This window comes from Streptomyces sp. NPDC006463, from assembly GCF_042870715.1.
GTDB lineage: Bacteria > Actinomycetota > Actinomycetes > Streptomycetales > Streptomycetaceae > Streptomyces.
In genome coordinates this window covers 74,436-93,187 of the sequence record NZ_JBIAHP010000027.1, presented here as the reverse complement: position 1 = coordinate 93,187, position 18,752 = coordinate 74,436, and the positions used below count along the sequence as shown (strand labels likewise).

The window sequence follows — 18,752 nt, the reverse complement described above, 5'->3', positions numbered from 1 at the left end:
ACGCGGTGACGAATCGGGTAGCCGGACCACATGGTCACCACTACCGAAACCACGCCGCTGCGCGCTGTCGCGCTGGTTTGCACGCTCTCGCCCTCGCCGAAGCGGTCCAGCTCGCAGTTGCTGGCCGAACAGACCATGGCCGCTCTGGCCGATCACGGCGTCACGGGAAAAGTGATCCGGGTCGCCGACCACGACGTCAAGCCGGGCGTCGAGCTCGACATGGGGAAGGGTGACGCCTGGCCGGAGATCCGCGACACGATCCTGGGGTGCGACATTCTGGTCCTGTCCACGCCGATCTGGCTCGGCCACCCCTCCAGCGTTGCCCAGCGCGTCCTGGAGCGTCTCGACGCCGAGCTCGGCGAGAGCGACGACGAGGGCCGCATGCTCACCTACGGCAAGGCCGCAGCCGTATGCGTCGTCGGCAACGAGGACGGCGGCCACAAGGCCAGCGCCGACCTCTTCCAGGGCCTCAACGACGTCGGCTTCTCCCTCGCCCCCAACGCCGTCACCTACTGGGTCGGCGAAGCCATGCAGGGCACCGACTACCAGGACCTCGACAAGACCCCCGACACGACCGCAGCGACGACCACGACCCTCGCCGCGAACACCGCGCACCTCGCGCGCCGCCTCAAGGCCGCCTCATACCCGCCCTCCAACTGACCACCGCCACCCGACCGTGCCGGAAGGAGACCGTGATGCCCTCCCAAGACCAGCCCCGCCTCACCGATCCGGTATCACTCCACGCCCGCCCCCCGTTCCCCGAGCAGGACCAGGACCATCCCGGCTCGACCGAGGCGATGGATCCCCGCCCCGACCACGGCGAGGACACGTACAAGGGCCACGGCCTGCTGCGCGGCCGCAAGGCGCTGGTCACCGGCGGAGACTCCGGGATCGGGCGGGCCGTCTGCCTGGCCTTCGCGCGGGAGGGGGCCGACGTCGTCTTCACCCATCTGTCCGAGGAAGCCGATGAGGCCGACGAGACCGCCCGCCTGGTCCGTGAGGCCGGCCGCACAGCGGTAGCCGTGGCCTGCGACATCCGGCACGAAGGCGAGTGCACCGCCCTTGTCGACAAGGCAGTGGGCGAGCTGGGCGGCATCGACCTGCTCGTCAACAACGCCGCCTACCAGATGGCCCAGCCGGACGGGATCGAGGCGATCACCACCGAGCAGTTCGACCGGGTGATGAAGACCAACCTGTACGGGATGTTCTGGCTCACCAAGGCCGCGCTGGCCCACATGCCGCGCGGTGCCTCGGTGATCAACACCGCCTCGGTGCAGGGTTACCAGCCCAGCCCCCACCTCCTCGACTACGCCATGACGAAGTCCGCGATCATCTCCTTCACCCACAACCTGGCGCAGATGCTGGCCGAGCGCGGTATCAGGGTCAACGCCGTGGCGCCGGGACCGGTATGGACCCCGCTGATCCCCGCGACGATGCCCGACCCGACGAAGTTCGGCGAGCAGTCACCGCTGGGGCGCCCCGCGCAGCCGGCGGAGATGGCACCCGCGTATGTCTTCCTCGCCTCCGACCAGGCCTCCTACATCACCGGCGAGATCGTCAACGCCACCGGCGGAACACCCCTGCCGTGACCCCGGACGAAGCCCTGCGCCGGATCGCCTTCCTCCTCGAATGGGGCGGGGCGTCCCCCTATCGCGTGCGGGCCTTCCACACCGCGGCCGACGCCGTCCGCGACCTGCCACCGGGCCCGGTGGACGCCGCCCAGGCCGAGCGGCTGCGCGGGGTGGGCCCGGTCACCGCCGAGGTGATATCGCAGGCGTCCACTGGCGCGGTACCGCGCTACCTCGCCCGCCTGCAGGCCGAAGCCGACCCGGCCGCCCTAGCCGGCTGGGACCTCGCGGCCGCGAGCACCGGGGACTGCCACCTGCACTCCGACTGGTCGGACGGCGGCAGCCCGCTCGAGGACATGGCTGACGCGGCCCGCGCCCTGGGCCACCAGTGGGCCGTTCTGACCGATCACTCGCCGCGACTGGCCATCGCCCACGGACTGAGCCCGGCCCGGCTCAAAAGCCAACTAGAGGCCGTGGCCGCGGTGAACTCCAGGATGGGCCCAGACTTTCGGCTGCTCACCGGCATCGAGTGCGACATCCTCGACGACGGCTCACTCGACCAGGACGAAGACCTGCTGGGCCGGCTCGACATCGTCGTGGCATCCGTGCACTCCAAACTCCGCTCGGAACCCGAACCGATGACCGCCCGCCTCCTGGCTGCGGTGCGCAACCCGCACGTCGACGTCCTGGGACACTGCACGGGACGGATCATCACCGGCCGGGGGCGCCCGCAGTCCCGCTTCGACGCCGACGCCGTCTTCGCCGCGTGCGCGGAGGCCGGCACCGCGGTGGAGATCAACTGTCGGCCCGAACGGCGCGACCCGCCGGACGACCTGCTCGTGCAGGCCGCCGCCGCGGGCTGCCGGTTCGCCGTGGACACCGACGCCCACGCCCCCGAACAGCTGCACTGGCAGAGCACGGGTTACGCGCGGGCGGCACGGATCGGCCTGGGAGCGGACCGGCTGATCACGACCTGGTCGCTGGGGCGGCTGCTGACAGCCAGAAGCGGCAGACAGTGAACCACCGCCCTTCTGCCCTGCACGGCAGCTTGGCGCAGAGCGATTGCCTCCGCCAAGCGGGTGAGACGCCCCGTGCTCCCGGGCGTGTCCAGGTCCGGCGGGGAACCGATCGGCTCGGGCCGGACAGGCCCGACCCGAAGGACACATGGAGACGACATGGGACACGGCGGGAATGTGATCGACGAGCTGATGGCCGACCACCGGGAGGTGGAGGAGATGTTCAGCCGCATCCAGGCCATGACCGGCGCCGGGCAGGAGCTTCGCGATCTCATCGACGAGATCACCATCGAGCTGGTGCGGCACTCGGTCGCCGAGGAGCAGTACCTCTACCCGGCGGTACGCGAGCACGTCGAGGGCGGCGGGCCGATGGCGGACAAGGAGATCGAGGACCACGGCCGCGTCGAGAAGATGCTCAAGCGGCTGGAGAAGATGAGTACCGACGACGCGCAGATGAGCCCGCTCCTGCAGCAGCTCATGGAAGAGGTCGCCGCCCACGTCCAGGACGAGGAGAGCAACCTCTTCCCGATGCTGAAGAGAGCCTGTACCTCTCAGCAGCTGGACGATCTCGGTGACAAGGTCCGCCGCGCCAAGGCCATGGCGCCCACCCGCCCGCACCCTGCCGCACCGAGCAGCCCCACGGCCAGCAAGCTCCTCGCACCGGGCGCCGGGCTGGTGGACCGGGCACGCGACTTCGTGAGCGGCCGCGGCAAGTCCTGAACCCCCGCCGCGGGCGGCGGGCCCGCATGTACACGTCCGGGCCCGCTGCCCCTGGACGGACGGTGACGTGCGTCACGCCGCACGCCTGTCGCTTCCGGTTACGGTGGTCGCCCACGAGCGGAGCGGCGCAGCTTCGCGCCGCAGCTCGCGGGCCCGGCACGGGCCAGGGCGAGCACGCCCCCGAGGAAGCCGCTGTGTCCGCTGATCTCGCACCCGTCATAGCCGCCGGCACGCGCTGGCTGCTGACCGCTTTCCCGCCCTCCGCGGGCGCGTTCAACCGGGCCCTGGCCGAGGCCCAGGCCCGGCAGGCCGTCACCCTCGCTGCGGCCCTGCGGTACCCGACCCCGCTCGACGCGCAGCTGCTGCATCTCCTCGGCCCGGGCGGAAGCGCCCGGCTGGACTGGCTGACCGGCGCCGATCACGGCGCCGACGCCGACAGCGGCTGGCGGACCTGGGTGGACGAAACCGTCGTCAGCTGGGCCGCCTGCCTGCTCGCGGCCCCCGCCCTCGCCATCGACGCCCACCGTCTCGTCGAGCGTGGCCAGGCTGGTGAGGTCACCCGTCTCACCCGCCCCGGCGACCACGAACACGACGCCGCGCCCTTGCTGCGCCACCCCGACCTCCTGGAGCCGGTCGCCGCCCTCCACCGGTCGCTGCTGCTGGATCTGCTGGACAACGAGAACGCCGCCCTGGGGTAGGGCAGGCTCTGGCCACTGCCGGGGCGATGGTCAGACTGCTGCCGCTCACGGCCTGCGGGTTCAGTCGGCTGGTGACCAGAGAGCCGCCACGGTTCCGCTGCCCGGGGACAGCCGCTCCCAGCCGCCGGGGATATCCACGACTACCACGCCCGAGGTCGGGAAGCCCGCCCTCACCCGCTCCAGCAGGTCCGGAGGGCCGCTCCCGCACAGGCCGGCGGCCAGCTCGTGGATACCTGCGTTGTGGCCGACCAGCACCAGGGAACTGAGGCCCGTTCCCCGCTCCGCCAGTACGGTGACCAGCATGCTCGGGGCCGCGTTGTAGAGCCGGTCGTCGTACACAACGGGCGGTGGGTCCTCCAGCGCGGGGGCGGCGAGCTGCCAGGTCTCCCGCGTCCTGCGGGCCGGCGAGCAGAGCACCAGGTCGCACGTGAAACCGGAGTCCGCGAGCCAGCGGCCCGTCCGGGGTGCGTCGGCCTTTCCTCGCTCGCTCAAAGGACGATCAAAGTCGTCGATCGGCAGGTCCTTCGGCACGGCCTTCGCATGTCGTACCAGCAGCAGCCGGCATCCGACCGCCCCGTCGGGGGCCGAGGACGCCGTTCGGAAGCCGGGGTTCGGGGACATGGCCCTCTCCTTCCGCGTGCGCAGTGCCCGGGCCATTCGTCCTGCTCGCCTGGCTGCTGATCTCGGATCGAGCGGTTCAGCCCTCCTCGCGCAGAACCCTGACGCTGGTCGCGTCGGTGTCGACTGCATCGGGCACGACCATGCCGGCCTCGACGCCGGTGCGGAGGTAGCGCAGGACGTCCGCGGTCAGGCGTTCGCCGGGCAGCGCGGCGGGGATGCCGGGCGGGTAGGGAGTGAGCATCTCTGCGGCGATGCGCCCTTCAGCCCGTTCCCACGGGACTTGCTCGGTGCGCCCGAAGAACGCGTCCCGCGGCAGTACTGCCTGCTCCAGGCGGAGGTCGGAAGGCGGGGGAACGTACACCTGCTGTCCGGTGCGCAGCTCGGGAACATGGCCGGCCAGATCGGTGAGTGCCGTGATCAGGGTCTCGGCTGTGTGCTCGTCGTCTGCGTGGCTGAGCTGGGCGCTGATACGGCGGTGGTCGCAGATGTGCAGGTTGATGCGGTGGTTCCGCCGCAGCCAGTCGGCGGCCCGGTATCCGGTGACCTGCCACGCGCTGATGTCGATGATGATCTGGAGGGGGTCCAGGTCGAAGGCTTTGCCGGGGCCGCAGAAGTCGGCGCGGTCGTGGACGTGCATGCCGTCGATGCGGGAGATCCGGTCGCGGACCCGGTCGGCGAGGGCGAGCGCGTCGTCGTAGAGGGCCTTGCCGTGCTCGACCATCTGGCGCCGCCAGCCGTCGAGGGCCGCGTACACGAGGACGGACGGGCTGGTGGTGCCCAGCAGGTCCTCGCGGCTCTTGAGTACTTCGGGGGCCACCAGGTCGCCCTGGAGGTGGAAAACCGAGCTCTGTTCCAGGCCGGAGCCCATCTTGTGCACCGAGGTGACGCACACGTCAGCGCCGGCGTCCATCGCCCAGGTCGGCAGGTCCGGATGGAAGGGCAGGTGGGCGCCCCACGCCTCGTCGACGATGAGTGGGACGCCGCGGCGATGGCAGACCTCGCCGATGGCGGTCAGGTCCGAGCAGGTGCCGTAGGGGGTGGGGGTGGTGACCAGTGCGCCGCGTGCGTCGGGGTGCCCGGCCAGCGCCTCCTCGAACGCCTCGGCGGACGGCGGGTGGGCCAGGTGGCGTTCGGCGTCCCACTGCGGATCGACCCAGACGGGGCGGATGCCGGACAGGACCAGCCCCGAAACCACCGACTTGTGCGCGTCCCGCCCCACTACCAGCTCCTCGTGCGGCCCGGCGACCGAGAGCATGGCGGACTTCACGGACAGCGAGCTGCCGCACGTGGAGAAGAAGGCGTGCTCCGCGCCGACGGCCTCGGCCATGAGCGCCTGGGCCTCCTCGACGATCCCCTGGGAGGAGGTGCGGTCGTCCAGGCCGCTGGTGGCCAGGACGTCGGAGCGGAACACCGCGTCGCCGAGCACGGCCCGCACCCGGGGGTCCGCCCCGCGTCCCTGCTTGTGTCCCGGCGGGGTAAACGGGGTCTGGCCGGATTCGTGGTAGGCGGCCAGCGCGTCCAGTACGGGCGTCCTCGACTGATCCATACCTGCCCGCCTGCCCATCGCAAAGACGCGGAAACGCCCCCCGTCGCGGCCTCAGCAGTGATCGAGCAGGCCGAGGCGTACTCATGGTCGCCCACCGAGCGAGCGCGCAGCAGGACGGCGAGGAGCTGGCCGGACGCGCCCGAGCAGGCCGCCGCTCTCTCGCCGACGAAGTCCGGCTCACCCTCGATCGCCTTCCGTTGGCGCTCCCGGACGATCCGATGTCGCGGCACGCCTCTGAGCGGGATACCGGCGACCTGTTCTCCTCAGCCCGCTACCGCAGCGGGGGCTCTTCTCCCATGCCCCTCTCGACGGCAGCCGATCACGTCGAGCCGTTGCCGCCGTCGCCGCGCCGGCGCCCGCCGCCACGGCGACGGCGGGAAGGTGGAGGCCAAGTGAGCAACGGGACGATGTGCGTCTTGCGTATCACCTCCAGCCGATCCAGCGATCAGCTGTAGAGAGCCATCGAGCCTGGACGTCCTGACCGGATCGGTTGTCAGGGATGGAAGAGGGCCTTCACCATGTTGTCCCGCTTCGCCTGGAAGTCCGCGTACGCCTGCGGGGCGTCGTCCAGGGGCAGGTGGTGGGTGGCGAAGCCTTCGACACCGAGGGGGTCTCCGTCGGTCAGCAGGGGAAGCAGGTCGTCGACCCACCGGTGGACGTTGGCCTGACCCATGCGCAGTTGGATCTGCTTGTCGAACATCGTGAACAGCGGGAGCGGGTCGGCGGCTCCGCCGTAGACGCCGGAAAGGGAGATGGTGCCGCCGCGGCGTACGAGCTCGACGGCCAGCTTCAGGGCGCCCAGGCGGTCCACGCCCGCCTTCTTCATCAGTGCGGAGGCCAGGGCGTCCGGGAGCAGGCCGGCCACGGTCTGTGCGGCCGCAGCGCCGATACTGCCGTGGGCCTCCATGCCGACGGCGTCGATCACGGCGTCCGGGCCCCGGCCGCCTGTGGCGGTGCGGACCGCGTCGACGAGCTGGTCTCCGTAGTGGGCGAGGTCGTAGACCTGTACGCCATGCCCGGCGACGCGGGCGAGCCGTTCGGGCACCAGGTCGATGCCGATCACCTTGCCGGCCCCGCGATGGGCGGCGATGCGGGTACACATGTCGCCGATGGGCCCGAGACCCAGGACGGCGACGCTGCCGCCGGGCGGGATGTCCGCGTAGACGACGGCCTGCCAGGCGGTCGGCAGGACGTCCGACAGATACACGAACCGTTCGTCCGGCGGCCCCTCGGGAACACGGATCGGGAGGGTGTCGGCAAAGGGAACGCGCAGGTACTCGGCCTGCCCGCCGGGCACCTGCCCGCAGAGCTTGGTGTATCCGAAGAGGCTCGCGCCGCTGCCGTGCTCGTGGACCTGAGTCGTCTCACACTGCGAGTGCAGACCACGCTCGCACATGAAGCAGGTACCGCAGGACACGTTGAACGGTACGACGACCCTGTCGCCGACCTTCAGCTCCCGGACCGCGGGCCCTACCTCGGCGACGATTCCCATCGGCTCGTGTCCCAGGATGTCCCCCGCGTCCAGGAACGGCCCCAGCACCTCGTACAGATGCAGGTCCGATCCGCACAGGCCCGTCGTCGTCACCTTGATCACGGCGTCCGTGGGATCGACGATCTGCGGATCCGGAACGGTTGCTACCTCAATTTTGCGGCGCCCCTGCCAGGTCACGGCCTTCATCGCGCCTCCTCGGTCACGTATGCGTCACGTATGCGTATTCCGGCGCCTCGCGTCGGTCCTGCATGGTCAGCCCTCGTCACCGTCGCCCTTGGCCTGCTGCTCGCCGCGGCGGCCCTCTCACGGCCGCCCGTGCGGGTTGCCGGCCTCCCCTTCGGAAACACGCGTCCAGGGCCCTTCACCGGAGCGTGCTCGTCGGGGAGCCCGCTCATCTTCCGGCTGACGAAGCGCTGGCATACAGCCGATATGCGGCGGCTGTCCACTCACGCCCAACCCATGCCACCGGCCACGCGAAAGTTGCCGTGGAACCCGCTGACGGGACTGGTCTACGGATCGCGGAAAGTTTGGGCTCGGAGGTCAGGGCACTCGGCCAGCGACTGCCGTTGTCTGCCTCCCCTGGAGGCACGAGTCTCGGTTCTGGCCGTCACCGCGCTGGCCGTCTTGCTCTGGCGGACCGGCAGGCAGCACCGACGGGGCTGAGTCCGGAAAGACCGGGCGGTGGTCAGGCGCCCGACCGGGAACGCACGAGTGCCTCCCCGGGTCCAGGTCGAGGACGTCGTACCGTCCCTGCACGACGGCTTGAGGAGCCCTGCCGGCGACGGCCGCGCGAACCGACGCTGGTCTCCCTGCGCTGCAACCGTAGGCTCCGGGACATGACAGTGCTTTGCGGCAACGCCCTCGAACTCCGCCCTTCCGAGCCCCACGACATCCCCGAGCTGGCCGCGATTCGCGCCACCCCCGAGGTGCGGGCCCGCTGGCGCGGCGGCCCCGACCTTGAAACCGAGGTCGCAGACGACCTGGCCGATCCCGGCACTCACTGCCTGACGATCTACCAGCAGGACCGGATCATCGGCATGATCCAGTGGCACGCCGAGGAAGAGCCCGACTACCGGCACGCCGGCATCGACCTCTTCTTGGACCCTGCGGTACACGGCCGGGGCCTCGGCACCGACGCCGTCAGAACCCTCGCCCGCCACCTCGTCCACGATGGAGGTTTCCACCGACTCGTCATCGACCCGGCCGCCGACAACGCCGCCGCCATCCGCTGCTACGCGAAGGTCGGATTCCGGCCCGTCGGCATCATGCGGCAGTACGAACGCGACGCCGACGGAACCTGGCACGACGGCCTGCTCATGGACCTCCTCGCCGACGAACTCAACTGACCGAGATCGCCCGGACGCCGTCAGGCGGGGAACCGCCACGAAGGTGAGTGTCAGCTGGAGAGGGCTTCGAGGAGTTCGCCGACCTGCGGGTCGGGCAGAGAGCGGGCGACGTCGGCCTGGGCGACGACGCCGAGGAGAGTGCGGCCGTCGATCACGGGCAGGCCGCGGACGTCGTGCTCGGTCATGGTCCGCAGGATCTCGGCGTCGTCGTCAGCGCCGATGGTGACCGCCTCGCCCTGGGCGAGCTCGCCCAGGGCCGAGGACACTCACGGCGATGTCGCCGTCGGTGAGCATGCCCTTCAGGAGTTGATCCCTGCCACAGATAGGTGGCGTCCGGCGTCATGATCTAGCGTGCGGTAGTCACGATGCGCCTCGCGAGATTCGATCGGCCACCCGCTGGCAGCCGTGGCTGTCAGCCGGCAAGGGCGACGAGCCTCGGGTATGCGAGGTGTTCCGTCCTGCGGGCCGTCAGGTGGACGTGGACGTCGGGGAGGAGTCCCTGCAGGGCGGCATAGCCGGCTGTGTAGGTGTCTTCTTGAGCCTCGGCAGGGGGCGGCATCCAGAGAATCAGGACATGTTCGTGGCGGCGTGTGCCTTCTTTGGTGGCGAAGGCCAGCTCGTGCACGATCAGCCGCGGTTCCTCCGCCGACAGGGCCTCAAGTAGTTCCTCGTGGGTCAGGTTCGCTTCCACATCCGTCACCACGATCGGCGGCGTGCCCTCGGCACGCATCATCACGGTGTTGATCTCACGTTTCTCCCGCAGGTCACGGAGGGATTCGAGGCAGGCCGGTGACAGACCGATCGCGCTCCTCACGTCAGGGCTTCCCCTTCGCTCATCCATTGAGGCATCGACCCCTGTCGATGCGTACCGCTGTCCGGGCCGGGCGGCGGCTTGGGGTCAGTGGCCGAGGGCGCTCTTGAGCTGCTGCTTGGTCATGGTGGAGCGGCCTTCGATGCCGCGCCTCTTCGCTTCCTGGTAGAGGTCGTCCTTGGTCCGTTCGGACGAGCCGCCACCGCTGTGGGACTTCTGACCGCCGCGTTGTGAGGCGGATTTGCCCTGGGTGGAGCTGCGGCTGGCGGTCCTGCTCTCGTCGGACCGTGCGCGTTCCTTGTTGACGGTACGGGAGGCCATCTCCTTGGCGCGGCCCTCGGACATCCCGCGCTTCTCGCCGGACTCCTTGATGTGCTCGTACTGGCGCTCACGCTTGGGACTGGCTGCCTGGGGCATGACGAACCCTTCATTGGTGGGCTGTGACAACAAGGTCATGGTGCGGGTGCCCGGATCAGCCCGCATCTCACACCGGCCATGCGGACCAGCAAACCCGCTCGTAGCGCCTGGCGGAGGGGGGTGAGGGAGCGCTGCGCCGAACAGGCGCGTGTCTCCCCATCCCCTCGGCTGTTGTTGCTGCACCAGCCCCGTGACCGTGTGCTGGGGTGATCGAGGGAGCAGGCGGCATGACCGGCACACCAGCCAGCGTCGTTGTGGGCGGCTCAGGCCAGCTGCGGGGCAGGATCGGGCGGGAGTGCGGGCTGCGGGGCTGCGGGGCTGCATGACTGCCGTCCTTGCCGGATGGGCGCAGCATGGCCCTGAGGGGGCCACAGAGGCTCCCGCTCCGGGGGCGGGGCACATCCCCGCCACGCGGTGGGCCGCGTGGCGCCCGCCGGCGCTGACAGGCCCTGTGGGCCGCTGTTTACCCTGCGCCTTCGGCGCGTAACGTGAGCGGACGCTGCACGTTTACCGCCTCCATACGATGCGCTGACCCGGCGGGCGGGGCTTTGTCAGTGAGGTCCGGCGGGTTTGTGTCTGTGCGCAGCAGAGGTGGCGGCACCACATTGGCATGCCAATGTCAGTAAGAGGCCGCCCCAGAGGCATTTCGCCGCCTGGTCCACGGCATCCGCGGACACCCGTGGTCGCCTCACCGACGACGCCACTCCTCCTGTTGGAATGGCGTTCGGCGCTTCGTTCTTCCGCGGTGTGAGACGGAGGTGCCTGCTCCCACCCACCCGTTCAACACCGCTGCGGATGATGGCGGTGGAGCCGGGTAGTCGCGTTGGTAGGGCCGCCTCGCCCGACGGTGTGAGGAGGGTGCGATGACAGCCAAGATATCGCTGGCCCGCTACCACCGGCGACGTGACTTCTCCAAGACGGCCGAGCCTGAGGGCCGGCTCGAAGACGCATCCGAGGAGCAGCCCTCGTACGTCGTCCAGATCCACGACGCCCGCAGCATGCACTTCGACTTCCGGCTGGAAGCAGACGGCGTACTGAAATCCTTCGCCGTGCCCAAGGGGCCCTCAAACGACCCGCACGACAAGCGGTTCGCGACACCGACCGAGGACCATCCGCTGGAGTACCGCGACTTCGAGGGCACGATTCCGGAAGGCCAGTACGGCGGCGGCACGGTGATCGTCTGGGACCAGGGAACGTACCGCAACGCCACCACCGGCCGCGACGGCCGCGAGATCCCGCTCAGCGAGGCGCTGGAGCTGGGGCACGCCTCGTTCCGGCTCGACGGCCGCAAGCTGCACGGCGGCTACTCGCTCACCCGCATCCGTGACGCGGGGGACGGCGGGAAGGAGGCCTGGCTGCTGGTCAAGCACGCCGACGAGCGGGCCTCCTCCACCGGTACGCCCGACCCCCGGCGGGCGCGGTCGGTCCGTACCGGCCGGACCCTGAACCAGGTCGCTGCCGACGCACGCCCCGGGCGAGGTGACCACCCTTGACCCCGTCCCTGGACCGGCTTCCGCAGGAGCAGCGACGTCTGCTGCGCCCGGCACCCGCCGCGCCAGCCGCTCCCATGCTCGCCACCCTCAGTGCACGTCGTGACTTCGGCGCAGGCTGGATCTTCGAACGGAAACTGGATGGCGTCCGGGTGCTCGCTTCCCGCCGCCACGGAGAACCCCGACTGCTCTCCCGTAGCGGGAAGCCGCTCAACGCCACCTACCCGGAGGTCGTCGAAGCGCTCGCGGCCCAGGACTGTCCTGATTTCACGGTGGACGGCGAACTGGTCGCCCTGCGCCGCGGCCGTACCGACTTCGCGCTCCTCCAGCAGCGGATGGGGCTCACCGCCCCCGAAGCCGTACGGGCCAGCGCTGTGCGCGTCACGTACTACGTTTTCGACCTGCTGCTCCTGGACGGGTACGACACCACCCAATTGCCCTTGCGCGCCCGGAAGGCGCTGCTGCGCGACGTCTTCGGCTTCCGCCCGCCGCTGCGCTTCACCCCGCACCGAAACCGGTACGACCCCGCTCTCCTCGACGATGCGTGCGCCCGCGGGTGGGAGGGCCTGATCGCCAAACGCGCCGACGCGCCGTACGCCCACCGCCGGTCTACCGACTGGCTCAAACTCAAGTGTTCGGGCGGCCAGGAATTCGTCATCTGCGGATTCACCGAGCCGGCCGGCCAGCGCGTCGGCTTCGGAGCCCTGCTCCTCGGCTACCACCAGGACGGCCGGCTGCGCTACGCCGGCAAAGTCGGCACCGGCTACGACACCGCCACCCTCCGCAGCCTGCGCCGCCGCCTCGACGGCCTCGAACAGGAGCAGCCGCCGCTGCCCGCCGGCGAGGTCCGGGAGCGGGCCGTCCACTGGGTGCGCCCCGAGGTGGTCGCGCAGGTCGCCTTCACCGAATGGACCACCGCCGGCCTGCTGCGTCACCCCCGCTACCTGGGACTGCGCGACGACAAGCCGGCACACGAGGTGGTCCGCGAGCAACCGGCCGGGAAGGTGCGATGACCCCGAAGAAGCAGCCCACGCCGCCGGAACGCATACGAACCGGCCGCCGCACCATCGAGGTCAGCCGCCCGGGCAAGGTCCTCTTCCCCGGTGACGGCATCACCAAGGCCGACCTCGCCGACTACTACCGCACGGTCGCCCAGCGCATGCTGCCCCACCTGCGCGGACGGCCCCTCATGCTGGAACGGCATCCCGACGGGATCGACGGCCCGGCCTTCATGCAGAAGGACGTCCCGGACCACTTCCCGGACTGGATTCACCGTGCCGAGCTGCCCAAAGAGGACGGCACCGTCACCTACGTGATCTGCGACGACACCCCCAGCCTGCTCTACCTCGCCGACCAGGCGTGCACCACCCCGCACCGCTTCCTCTCCAAGGCCGACCGACCCGACCATCCGGACCGGCTGGTGTTCGACCTCGATCCGGCCGGCGAGGACTTCGCCCCGGTGCGAGACGCCGCGCTCGGCCTCCACCAGCTCCTGGACGAGCTGGAACTGCCTTCCCTGCTCATGGCCACGGGCTCCCGCGGCCTTCACGTCGTGGTCGCCCTCGACCGCCGTACGCCCTTCGACGACGTACGTGCCCTCGCGCGCGGTGTCGCCGACGTCCTGGCCGCCCGCAACCCCGACCGGTTCACGACCGAGCCGAGGAAGAAGGCCCGCCGTGGCCGCCTCTACCTCGACATCGGGCGCAACGCCTACGCCCAGACCGCCGTCGCCCCCTACGCCGTTCGCGCCCGCGCCAGCGCCCCGGTCGCGGCCCCGCTGGCCTGGAGCGAACTCGACGATCCGGACCTCACCGCTCGTCGATGGACCCTCTCCACTGTCGACGGCCTGCTCAAGGAGGACCCCTGGCAGGACCCTCCCCGGCCCCGCTCCCTCCGAAAGGCCCACGGCCTGCTCACCGCACTGTCCCGTGACGAAGAGAGCCCGACGCCATGACACAGCAACGACACACGACCGTACGACGGCTGATGGACCAATACGGGCAGACCCACGCCGAGGAAGCCGGCATCAGGCTGCGGAACACACCCGCGCCCCTCTACCAGCTGCTCACCCTCTGCGTGCTCTTCTCTGTACGCATCAAGGCCGACATCGCGGTGGCCGCCGCCCGCGAGCTGTTCGGGGCCGGACTGCGCACGCCCCGGGCGATGGCGGACTCCTCCTGGCAGGACCGGGTGAACGCACTCGGCCGCGCCCACTACCGCCGCTACGACGAAAGCACGGCCACCGCGCTGGGAGCCGGCGCAGAGCTCGTCCTCGACCGGTACCGGGGAGACCTGCGCCGACTCCGCGACGAGGCCGACGGGGACCCCGGCCGGGTCCGCGAGCTGCTGCGGGAGGTCCCGCGGATCGGGCCGGTGGGAGCCGCCATCTTCTGCCGCGAGGCCCAAACCGTGTGGCCCGAGCTCTGCCCGGCGTTCGACGACCGCGCTCGCGAAGCCGCCGCCGAGCTCGGGCTCCCGTCCGCCCCTGAAGCCCTTGCGCGCTTGGTGGACACCGAAGACTTGCCGAGACTGGCAGCCGCCCTGGTGAGGGTCGAACTGTCCAAGAACTCCGTCGACGACCTTTTGAAGACCGCCTGACACGGCGGCGGAGCACCCGGGGCCAGAGCCAGTTCGAGCCGCAGCGCGTGAGCGGCCCACGGCCTCCCCGCGCGCGGGAGGCCACCGCGTTCAGCCCCGGGCGGGCTCACCGTGGGGCGGACGTGACGGGGCGGGAGTCGCGGATTCCTGCAAGGCGGGGGGCGCGGATTCCCACGGCGCGGGCGCCGCGGATTCCTGCGGGACCGGCGGGTGGCACGCGGCGCGGGTGGCGTCTTCCTCCGTGCGCGGCCAGTACCGTCCTTCGAGGGCCTCGGCGCTGCGGTTGAGCCGGACCAGGGCCTCCTCCAGCTCCCGTACCTCCTCAGGGGACCAGTCGGCGACCACCCGGGCCAGGCAGGACCGGTTGGCCTCGCGGTCTCCGGCGAGCCGGCGTCCGCCTTCGGCGGTGATGCGCAGCTTGCGGGCCATGCCGCCGTCCGGGTCCGCGACGCGCTCGGCCAGTCCGCAGCGCAGCAGTGCGGCCGTCTGGCGGTTCACGGTCGAGGTGTCGAGCCCGAAGGCCTCTGCCAACTGTCCGATGGACATGGGGCCTTGGGTGTCGATCCGGCTGAGCAGCAGGTACGCCGACCGCTCCAGGCGTTCGGGGTCGCGCTCGCGCCGGGCCAGCACCTGGTGCCGCGAGAGCAGCATCAGCTCCCGCTCCAGTTTCTCCAGCACTGCGCCTCCCGCTCCTTCCGGTGCTCCATTATCGCGGACCCGTGGACCGGCGACCTCCGCGGGGGTGGCCTGCGGACAGCTCCGCGCGAGGGCCGGGCCCCGCAATATGCATGATACATAGTGTGTGTACTATGCACTCCTCGTTGTCACCCCGACGAGCCACAGCTCAATCCGGAGGACCCGCATGACCGTCACCACGTCCACCGCCTCCCGCGCGGCCGAGATCCTGTCCCGGCCCGTCACGCTGAACGGCCTGACCGTCCCCAACCGCATCGCGATGGCTCCGATGACGCGGATGTTCTCCCCCGGCGGCGTGCCCGGCGAGGACGTGCAGGCGTACTACGCCAGCCGGGCCGCCGCGGGGGTGGGCTTGATCGTCACCGAGGGCACCTACGTCGGTCACGAGTCCGCCGGGCAGAGCGACCGGGTGCCGCGGTTCCACGGCGAGGACCAGCTGGCCGGGTGGGCGAAGGTCGCCGCGGCCGTGCACGAGGCGGGGGGCACGATCGTGCCTCAGCTGTGGCACATAGGCATGGTGCGCAAGCAGGGCGAGGCACCGTACGCCGACGCGCCCGCCGTCGGCCCCTCCGGCATCCGCGTCGACGGCACCGAGGGGACCGGCAAGGCGATGACCCGCGCCGACCTCGACGACGTCATCGGCGCGTTCGCCGACGCCGCCGCGGAGGCCGAGCGGATCGGCTTCGACGGCGTCGAACTGCACGGCGCCCACGGCTACCTGCTCGACCAGTTCCTGTGGGAGCGGACCAACCGCCGCACCGACGCGTACGGCGGCGACGCTGTGGCCCGTACGAAGTTCGCCTCGGAGATCGTGGCCGCGGTCCGCGAACGCATCTCGGCCGACTTCCCGGTGATCTTCCGCTACTCGCAGTGGAAGCAGGAGGCCTACGACGCCCGGCTCGCGCAGACCCCGGAGGAGCTGGAGGCGATCCTGGCCCCGCTGGCGGCGGCGGGCGTCGACGCGTTCCACGCCTCCACCCGGCGCTACTGGCTCCCGGAGTTCGAGGGCTCGGACCTGAACCTGGCGGGCTGGACCAAGAAGCTCACCGGCCGGCCGGCCATCACCGTCGGCTCGGTCGGTCTCGACGGCGACTTCATCCGCGCCTTCGTCGGCGAGGGTGCGGCGCTCGGCGACATCGACAACCTCCTGGACCGCATGGAACGCGACGAGTTCGACATGGTCGCCGTCGGCCGGGCGCTGCTCCAGGACCCGCAGTGGGCGGCGAAGGTCCTCGGCAACCGCTTCGACGAGCTGAAGCCGTACGACGCGGCGGCGCTCAAGTCGCTCAGCCGGTAGCAGGAAGCCGGCAGCCGTCCGGACGGCCGGTCCTGGGTGCATTGCCCAGTGAGGTTGGGACGCGGCTGGCGGGTGGTTTGCCTGCGAGCGCGGTATGTCCGCGGTGGTGATTGTAGGAGTGCAGCCACTGGGGGAAGGCGTCGCGCCGTTCCTTGTCTGAGCTGTAGGGGCGGGCGTAGGCCCACTCGTCCAGGAGGGTGCGGTTGAGCCGTTCGACTTTGCCGTTGGTCTGGGGCCGGTAGGGCCGGGTTCGCTTGTGGGTGATCCCGGCCGCCGCCAGCAGGTCACGCCAGGCGTACGACTTGTAGCAGGCGCCGTTGTCGGTCAGCACGCGCTCGGCGGTGATCCCGGCGTCGGCGTAGGCAGGATCTCGCTGTAGGCGAGGCGGGAGTGGTCGTCGACGGCGGTATGGCTGTACTGGTAGCCGACCCTGGACTTGGTCTTGCAGCCGGCTTGGCGGCCGAGGGCTTTGTGGCCGCCGCCGTCGGGGATGTTGCCGAGCTTCTTGATGTCCACGTGCACGAGTTCGCCCGGGCGTGCGCGTTCGTAGCGGCGTATGACGGTCCCGGTGGACCGGTACGAGGTGGGTCAGGCGGGCGCCCGCCGCCAGTCCGCTGATGACGGAGCCGAGTCCCTGAAGTGGGTCAGCAAGCCTGCGAACGCCGGGGACTGGTGCAGCCCGGTGTCGGGCATCGCGAATGTGGCCGTACTGCTGAGGCTTGAGAGCACCATGGCCGTCCCGGCAGTGACGACCAGGGGTCGCAGCACCGGGTGCCGCCACAGGTAGCGGGTCGGTGCCGCTTTCGATGATGTTGCCACCGAAGGTGAGCCGGTCGACGATGACCACGCAGAGGCGCCGGGCGTCCTCGGCCGCGTCGATCGCCACGGAGACGTTCGTTCAGCTCGGCCAGAGACTCCGTCTCGGGCGGGGGCCAGGCGACTTGCGCCGGAACCGCCCACCCTCGCGATCGACACCACCCTTCTCATGGGCGTGTTCCTCGCCAGGCGTGCAGTAAAACGCCGAAAATCCGCACCAAGATCGAAATGCGGCGCCAGCGCCTCCCGCCGACTCGATACCCCGATGAGCCATCGGCGAGGCCAGGTCCGGCAGCGCCGGCAGCGACAGGGCCGGCTTCTTCTCCTCGGCCGGACCTCCCGGCCGATGTCCTGCCTTGACCGTTCTCATCCCGTCACCCTGCAGGACGATTCGACGGACCGCGCGCGGCCCTCACCAGGGAGGCGGTGCGTCGCGGCGGGCGGCAGACCTCGCGCCCGTGCGGCGTTGGGCGTCCGGGATGGCCGCCGCCAGCTGCGCTAACACCCGACAACGATCCGGTATTCGGGTGATCTGTCTGTAAATCGACCACCCATTGGCGACCCTCCTTCAAACCTGTCAGGCTCAATTCCGGTTGAGCGCCACATCGTAGGCGCAGAACCTCAATCAACCTCGAAATCGAAGGTGAATCTTGTCATGCGGCACCGAGTAGTCACCGTATCCGCCCTCAGCCTTCTCTGCCTTGCAGGCTCCACCAGTCTCGCGGAGGCTCAGCCCGCCAGTGTGTACGCCCCGTCCGCGATGGTCCTCACGATCATTCAGGGTTCCGGCGCACCCACAGACACCGTCCTGCGCGCGTCCACCCTCAGCTGCGCCTACACCGCCGAGGGCACACACCCCGACCCCCGGGCCGCGTGCGACGCCCTCAACGCCACCAACGGCGAACTCAACAGCCTGCTGGCGGCTCCCAACCCGCCGCGGGCCTGCCCGATGCACTTCGACCCCGTCACGGTCACAGCGGACGGCGTGCTGCGCGGGAGGCACGTCGCTTGGAAGCACACCTTCTCCAACGCGTGCGCAATGTCCGCGGCCCTGAACGGGAACCCGGTGTACGCGTTCTGACGCCGCACAGCGGACGGACGCTCAAACACGCCGTCCGACGTGTCCACTCGGCCGGTGGCGTTCTCAGCGCCAAGGACTCAGGCACGGTCCCCGCCACACGTACGGGAAACTCAGGAGGGACCACGAGCCGGCGAAGCGCAGGACCGACGCCCTGAGCGGCGCCAGCCGACCGCCGAATCGGGGGCTATGCCGCGGCCTGCGGACCGTGCCGCAGACCTCGTGATGTCCGGCACCAGGTGCACCTCGAGGCCGGCCGGCACCTCCTTGTCGACCTTGGCCAGGAGCCTTTTGAACTCGGCGGTCCGGTGGCGGCAGTGGGGGGAGCCCGAGGGCGTCAGCCGGGCCGTGCAGAGCCGCTCGAACCGCTCCTCGGGGTGGGGGGTCGGCGGCCTCCACCACTCCCCCGCGTCCGGCGCCGGAACCAGCCCGGAGAGGGGGGCCCCCCCCCCCCCCCCCGGGGGGCGGCCGGCGGCGCGCCCCCCGCCAAAAGTCACTATCCGAACGGGGGGGCTGGGTGCGGGGTAGGTGAAGTCAGGCCC

At 70.6% G+C, this 18,752-nt stretch carries 17 protein-coding genes and 3 pseudogenes; 12 read left to right on the top strand and 8 right to left on the bottom strand.

Going from position 1 to position 18,752, the window contains the following annotated elements; translation table 11 throughout:
- Positions 1-30 precede the first annotated feature (30 nt).
- The 5 genes from ACFYOB_RS35100 to ACFYOB_RS35080 all read left to right on the top strand — a co-directional run bounded on the left by ACFYOB_RS35100 (position 31) and on the right by ACFYOB_RS35080 (position 4,002).
- The gene (locus ACFYOB_RS35100; RefSeq protein ID WP_388567311.1) at positions 31-660 is read left to right on the top strand and encodes a flavodoxin family protein; all 630 of its coding nucleotides are present in this window, start codon (positions 31-33) and stop codon (positions 658-660) included.
- A 35-nt stretch (positions 661-695) separates the two neighbouring features.
- Positions 696-1,589, top strand: a complete 894-nt coding sequence (locus ACFYOB_RS35095) for an SDR family oxidoreductase (RefSeq protein ID WP_388567308.1) — start codon at positions 696-698, stop codon at positions 1,587-1,589.
- Positions 1,586-2,587: a PHP domain-containing protein gene (locus ACFYOB_RS35090; protein ID WP_388567306.1), complete on the top strand. Its 1,002-nt coding sequence runs from the start codon at positions 1,586-1,588 to the stop codon at positions 2,585-2,587. The genes ACFYOB_RS35095 and ACFYOB_RS35090 overlap by 4 nt, the downstream gene beginning before the upstream one ends.
- 156 nt (positions 2,588-2,743) lie before the next feature.
- Positions 2,744-3,304 (top strand): hemerythrin domain-containing protein, encoded by a 561-nt coding sequence (locus ACFYOB_RS35085; protein WP_388567304.1) that lies wholly within the window; start codon positions 2,744-2,746, stop codon positions 3,302-3,304.
- Positions 3,305-3,498: 194 nt separating this feature from the next.
- Positions 3,499-4,002, top strand: a complete 504-nt coding sequence (locus tag ACFYOB_RS35080; RefSeq protein WP_388567301.1) for a hypothetical protein — start codon at positions 3,499-3,501, stop codon at positions 4,000-4,002.
- A gap of 60 nt (positions 4,003-4,062) precedes the next feature.
- Here ACFYOB_RS35080 and ACFYOB_RS35075 read toward each other — a convergent pair whose 3' ends face one another.
- The 3 genes from ACFYOB_RS35075 to ACFYOB_RS35065 all read right to left on the bottom strand — a co-directional run bounded on the left by ACFYOB_RS35075 (position 4,063) and on the right by ACFYOB_RS35065 (position 7,847).
- On the bottom strand, positions 4,063-4,623 hold the full coding sequence (locus tag ACFYOB_RS35075) for a SixA phosphatase family protein (RefSeq protein ID WP_388567298.1): 561 nt from the start codon (positions 4,621-4,623) through the stop codon (positions 4,063-4,065).
- Positions 4,624-4,699: 76 nt separating this feature from the next.
- Positions 4,700-6,169 carry an aminotransferase class I/II-fold pyridoxal phosphate-dependent enzyme gene (locus ACFYOB_RS35070; protein ID WP_388567295.1) on the bottom strand — a complete coding sequence of 490 codons (1,470 nt, stop codon included), beginning with the start codon at positions 6,167-6,169 and terminating at the stop codon, positions 4,700-4,702.
- Positions 6,170-6,662: 493 nt separating this feature from the next.
- Positions 6,663-7,847, bottom strand: a complete 1,185-nt coding sequence (locus tag ACFYOB_RS35065; protein WP_388567292.1) for an alcohol dehydrogenase catalytic domain-containing protein — start codon at positions 7,845-7,847, stop codon at positions 6,663-6,665.
- Between the two features lie 650 nt (positions 7,848-8,497).
- On the opposite strand from ACFYOB_RS35065, the gene ACFYOB_RS35060 reads away from it, so the two are divergent.
- Positions 8,498-9,007 (top strand): GNAT family N-acetyltransferase, encoded by a 510-nt coding sequence (locus ACFYOB_RS35060; protein ID WP_388567290.1) that lies wholly within the window; start codon positions 8,498-8,500, stop codon positions 9,005-9,007.
- Positions 9,008-9,057: 50 nt separating this feature from the next.
- Here the strand turns inward: ACFYOB_RS35060 and ACFYOB_RS35055 are convergent.
- The 3 genes and pseudogenes from ACFYOB_RS35055 to ACFYOB_RS35045 all read right to left on the bottom strand — a co-directional run.
- Positions 9,058-9,334 (bottom strand): annotated as a pseudogene (locus ACFYOB_RS35055) (CBS domain-containing protein); the annotation flags it as partial.
- 85 nt (positions 9,335-9,419) lie between these two features.
- The gene (locus ACFYOB_RS35050) at positions 9,420-9,821 is read right to left on the bottom strand and encodes a hypothetical protein (RefSeq protein WP_388567287.1); all 402 of its coding nucleotides are present in this window, start codon (positions 9,819-9,821) and stop codon (positions 9,420-9,422) included.
- An 84-nt stretch (positions 9,822-9,905) separates the two neighbouring features.
- The gene (locus ACFYOB_RS35045; RefSeq protein WP_388567285.1) at positions 9,906-10,235 is read right to left on the bottom strand and encodes a plasmid stabilization protein; all 330 of its coding nucleotides are present in this window, start codon (positions 10,233-10,235) and stop codon (positions 9,906-9,908) included.
- A gap of 863 nt (positions 10,236-11,098) precedes the next feature.
- On the opposite strand from ACFYOB_RS35045, the gene ACFYOB_RS35040 reads away from it, so the two are divergent.
- Genes ACFYOB_RS35040 through ACFYOB_RS35025 form a run of 4 tightly spaced genes read left to right on the top strand, consistent with a single transcriptional unit; the run spans position 11,099 to position 14,323 of the window.
- The gene (locus ACFYOB_RS35040) at positions 11,099-11,728 is read left to right on the top strand and encodes a DNA polymerase ligase N-terminal domain-containing protein (RefSeq protein ID WP_388567283.1); all 630 of its coding nucleotides are present in this window, start codon (positions 11,099-11,101) and stop codon (positions 11,726-11,728) included.
- Positions 11,725-12,738 carry a non-homologous end-joining DNA ligase gene (gene ligD / locus ACFYOB_RS35035; RefSeq protein ID WP_388567281.1) on the top strand — a complete coding sequence of 338 codons (1,014 nt, stop codon included), beginning with the start codon at positions 11,725-11,727 and terminating at the stop codon, positions 12,736-12,738. Before ACFYOB_RS35040 ends, ligD (ACFYOB_RS35035) begins: the two co-directional genes overlap by 4 nt.
- Positions 12,735-13,679, top strand: coding sequence for a non-homologous end-joining DNA ligase (gene ligD / locus ACFYOB_RS35030; RefSeq protein ID WP_388567280.1), 945 nt, complete (start codon positions 12,735-12,737; stop codon positions 13,677-13,679). Before ligD (ACFYOB_RS35035) ends, ligD (ACFYOB_RS35030) begins: the two co-directional genes overlap by 4 nt.
- Positions 13,676-14,323 carry an endonuclease gene (locus ACFYOB_RS35025; protein ID WP_388567279.1) on the top strand — a complete coding sequence of 216 codons (648 nt, stop codon included), beginning with the start codon at positions 13,676-13,678 and terminating at the stop codon, positions 14,321-14,323. Before ligD (ACFYOB_RS35030) ends, ACFYOB_RS35025 begins: the two co-directional genes overlap by 4 nt.
- 243 nt (positions 14,324-14,566) lie before the next feature.
- On the opposite strand, the pseudogene ACFYOB_RS35020 reads toward ACFYOB_RS35025, so the two are convergent.
- Positions 14,567-14,974: pseudogene (locus tag ACFYOB_RS35020) on the bottom strand (MarR family winged helix-turn-helix transcriptional regulator); the annotation flags it as partial.
- A 211-nt stretch (positions 14,975-15,185) separates the two neighbouring features.
- Between ACFYOB_RS35020 and ACFYOB_RS35015 the strand changes: the two are divergent.
- Positions 15,186-16,316 (top strand): NADH:flavin oxidoreductase, encoded by a 1,131-nt coding sequence (locus tag ACFYOB_RS35015; RefSeq protein WP_388567277.1) that lies wholly within the window; start codon positions 15,186-15,188, stop codon positions 16,314-16,316.
- Here ACFYOB_RS35015 and ACFYOB_RS35010 read toward each other — a convergent pair.
- Positions 16,306-16,892: pseudogene (locus tag ACFYOB_RS35010) on the bottom strand (integrase core domain-containing protein); the annotation flags it as partial. The gene ACFYOB_RS35015 and the pseudogene ACFYOB_RS35010 overlap by 11 nt on opposite strands.
- Before the next feature lie 895 nt (positions 16,893-17,787).
- On the opposite strand from ACFYOB_RS35010, the gene ACFYOB_RS35005 reads away from it, so the two are divergent.
- On the top strand, positions 17,788-18,213 hold the full coding sequence (locus ACFYOB_RS35005; protein ID WP_388567275.1) for a subtilase-type protease inhibitor: 426 nt from the start codon (positions 17,788-17,790) through the stop codon (positions 18,211-18,213).
- Positions 18,214-18,752: the final 539 nt, after the last annotated feature.

Excerpts from the sequence above, each read along its gene's own strand:
- ACFYOB_RS35100 (WP_388567311.1), top strand. The coding sequence starts at position 31 with ATGGTCACCACTACCGAAACCACGCCGCTGCGCGCTGTCGCGCTGGTT.
- ACFYOB_RS35095 (WP_388567308.1), top strand. The coding sequence starts at position 696 with ATGCCCTCCCAAGACCAGCCCCGCCTCACCGATCCGGTATCACTCCAC.
- ACFYOB_RS35085 (WP_388567304.1), top strand. The coding sequence starts at position 2,744 with ATGGGACACGGCGGGAATGTGATCGACGAGCTGATGGCCGACCACCGG.
- ACFYOB_RS35075 (WP_388567298.1), bottom strand. The coding sequence starts at position 4,623 with ATGTCCCCGAACCCCGGCTTCCGAACGGCGTCCTCGGCCCCCGACGGG.
- ACFYOB_RS35070 (WP_388567295.1), bottom strand. The coding sequence starts at position 6,169 with ATGGATCAGTCGAGGACGCCCGTACTGGACGCGCTGGCCGCCTACCAC.
- ACFYOB_RS35065 (WP_388567292.1), bottom strand. The coding sequence starts at position 7,847 with ATGAAGGCCGTGACCTGGCAGGGGCGCCGCAAAATTGAGGTAGCAACC.
- ACFYOB_RS35060 (WP_388567290.1), top strand. The coding sequence starts at position 8,498 with ATGACAGTGCTTTGCGGCAACGCCCTCGAACTCCGCCCTTCCGAGCCC.
- ACFYOB_RS35045 (WP_388567285.1), bottom strand. The coding sequence starts at position 10,235 with ATGCCCCAGGCAGCCAGTCCCAAGCGTGAGCGCCAGTACGAGCACATC.
- ACFYOB_RS35040 (WP_388567283.1), top strand. The coding sequence starts at position 11,099 with ATGACAGCCAAGATATCGCTGGCCCGCTACCACCGGCGACGTGACTTC.
- ligD (WP_388567280.1), top strand. The coding sequence starts at position 12,735 with ATGACCCCGAAGAAGCAGCCCACGCCGCCGGAACGCATACGAACCGGC.
- ACFYOB_RS35025 (WP_388567279.1), top strand. The coding sequence starts at position 13,676 with ATGACACAGCAACGACACACGACCGTACGACGGCTGATGGACCAATAC.
- ACFYOB_RS35015 (WP_388567277.1), top strand. The coding sequence starts at position 15,186 with ATGACCGTCACCACGTCCACCGCCTCCCGCGCGGCCGAGATCCTGTCC.
- ACFYOB_RS35005 (WP_388567275.1), top strand. The coding sequence starts at position 17,788 with ATGCGGCACCGAGTAGTCACCGTATCCGCCCTCAGCCTTCTCTGCCTT.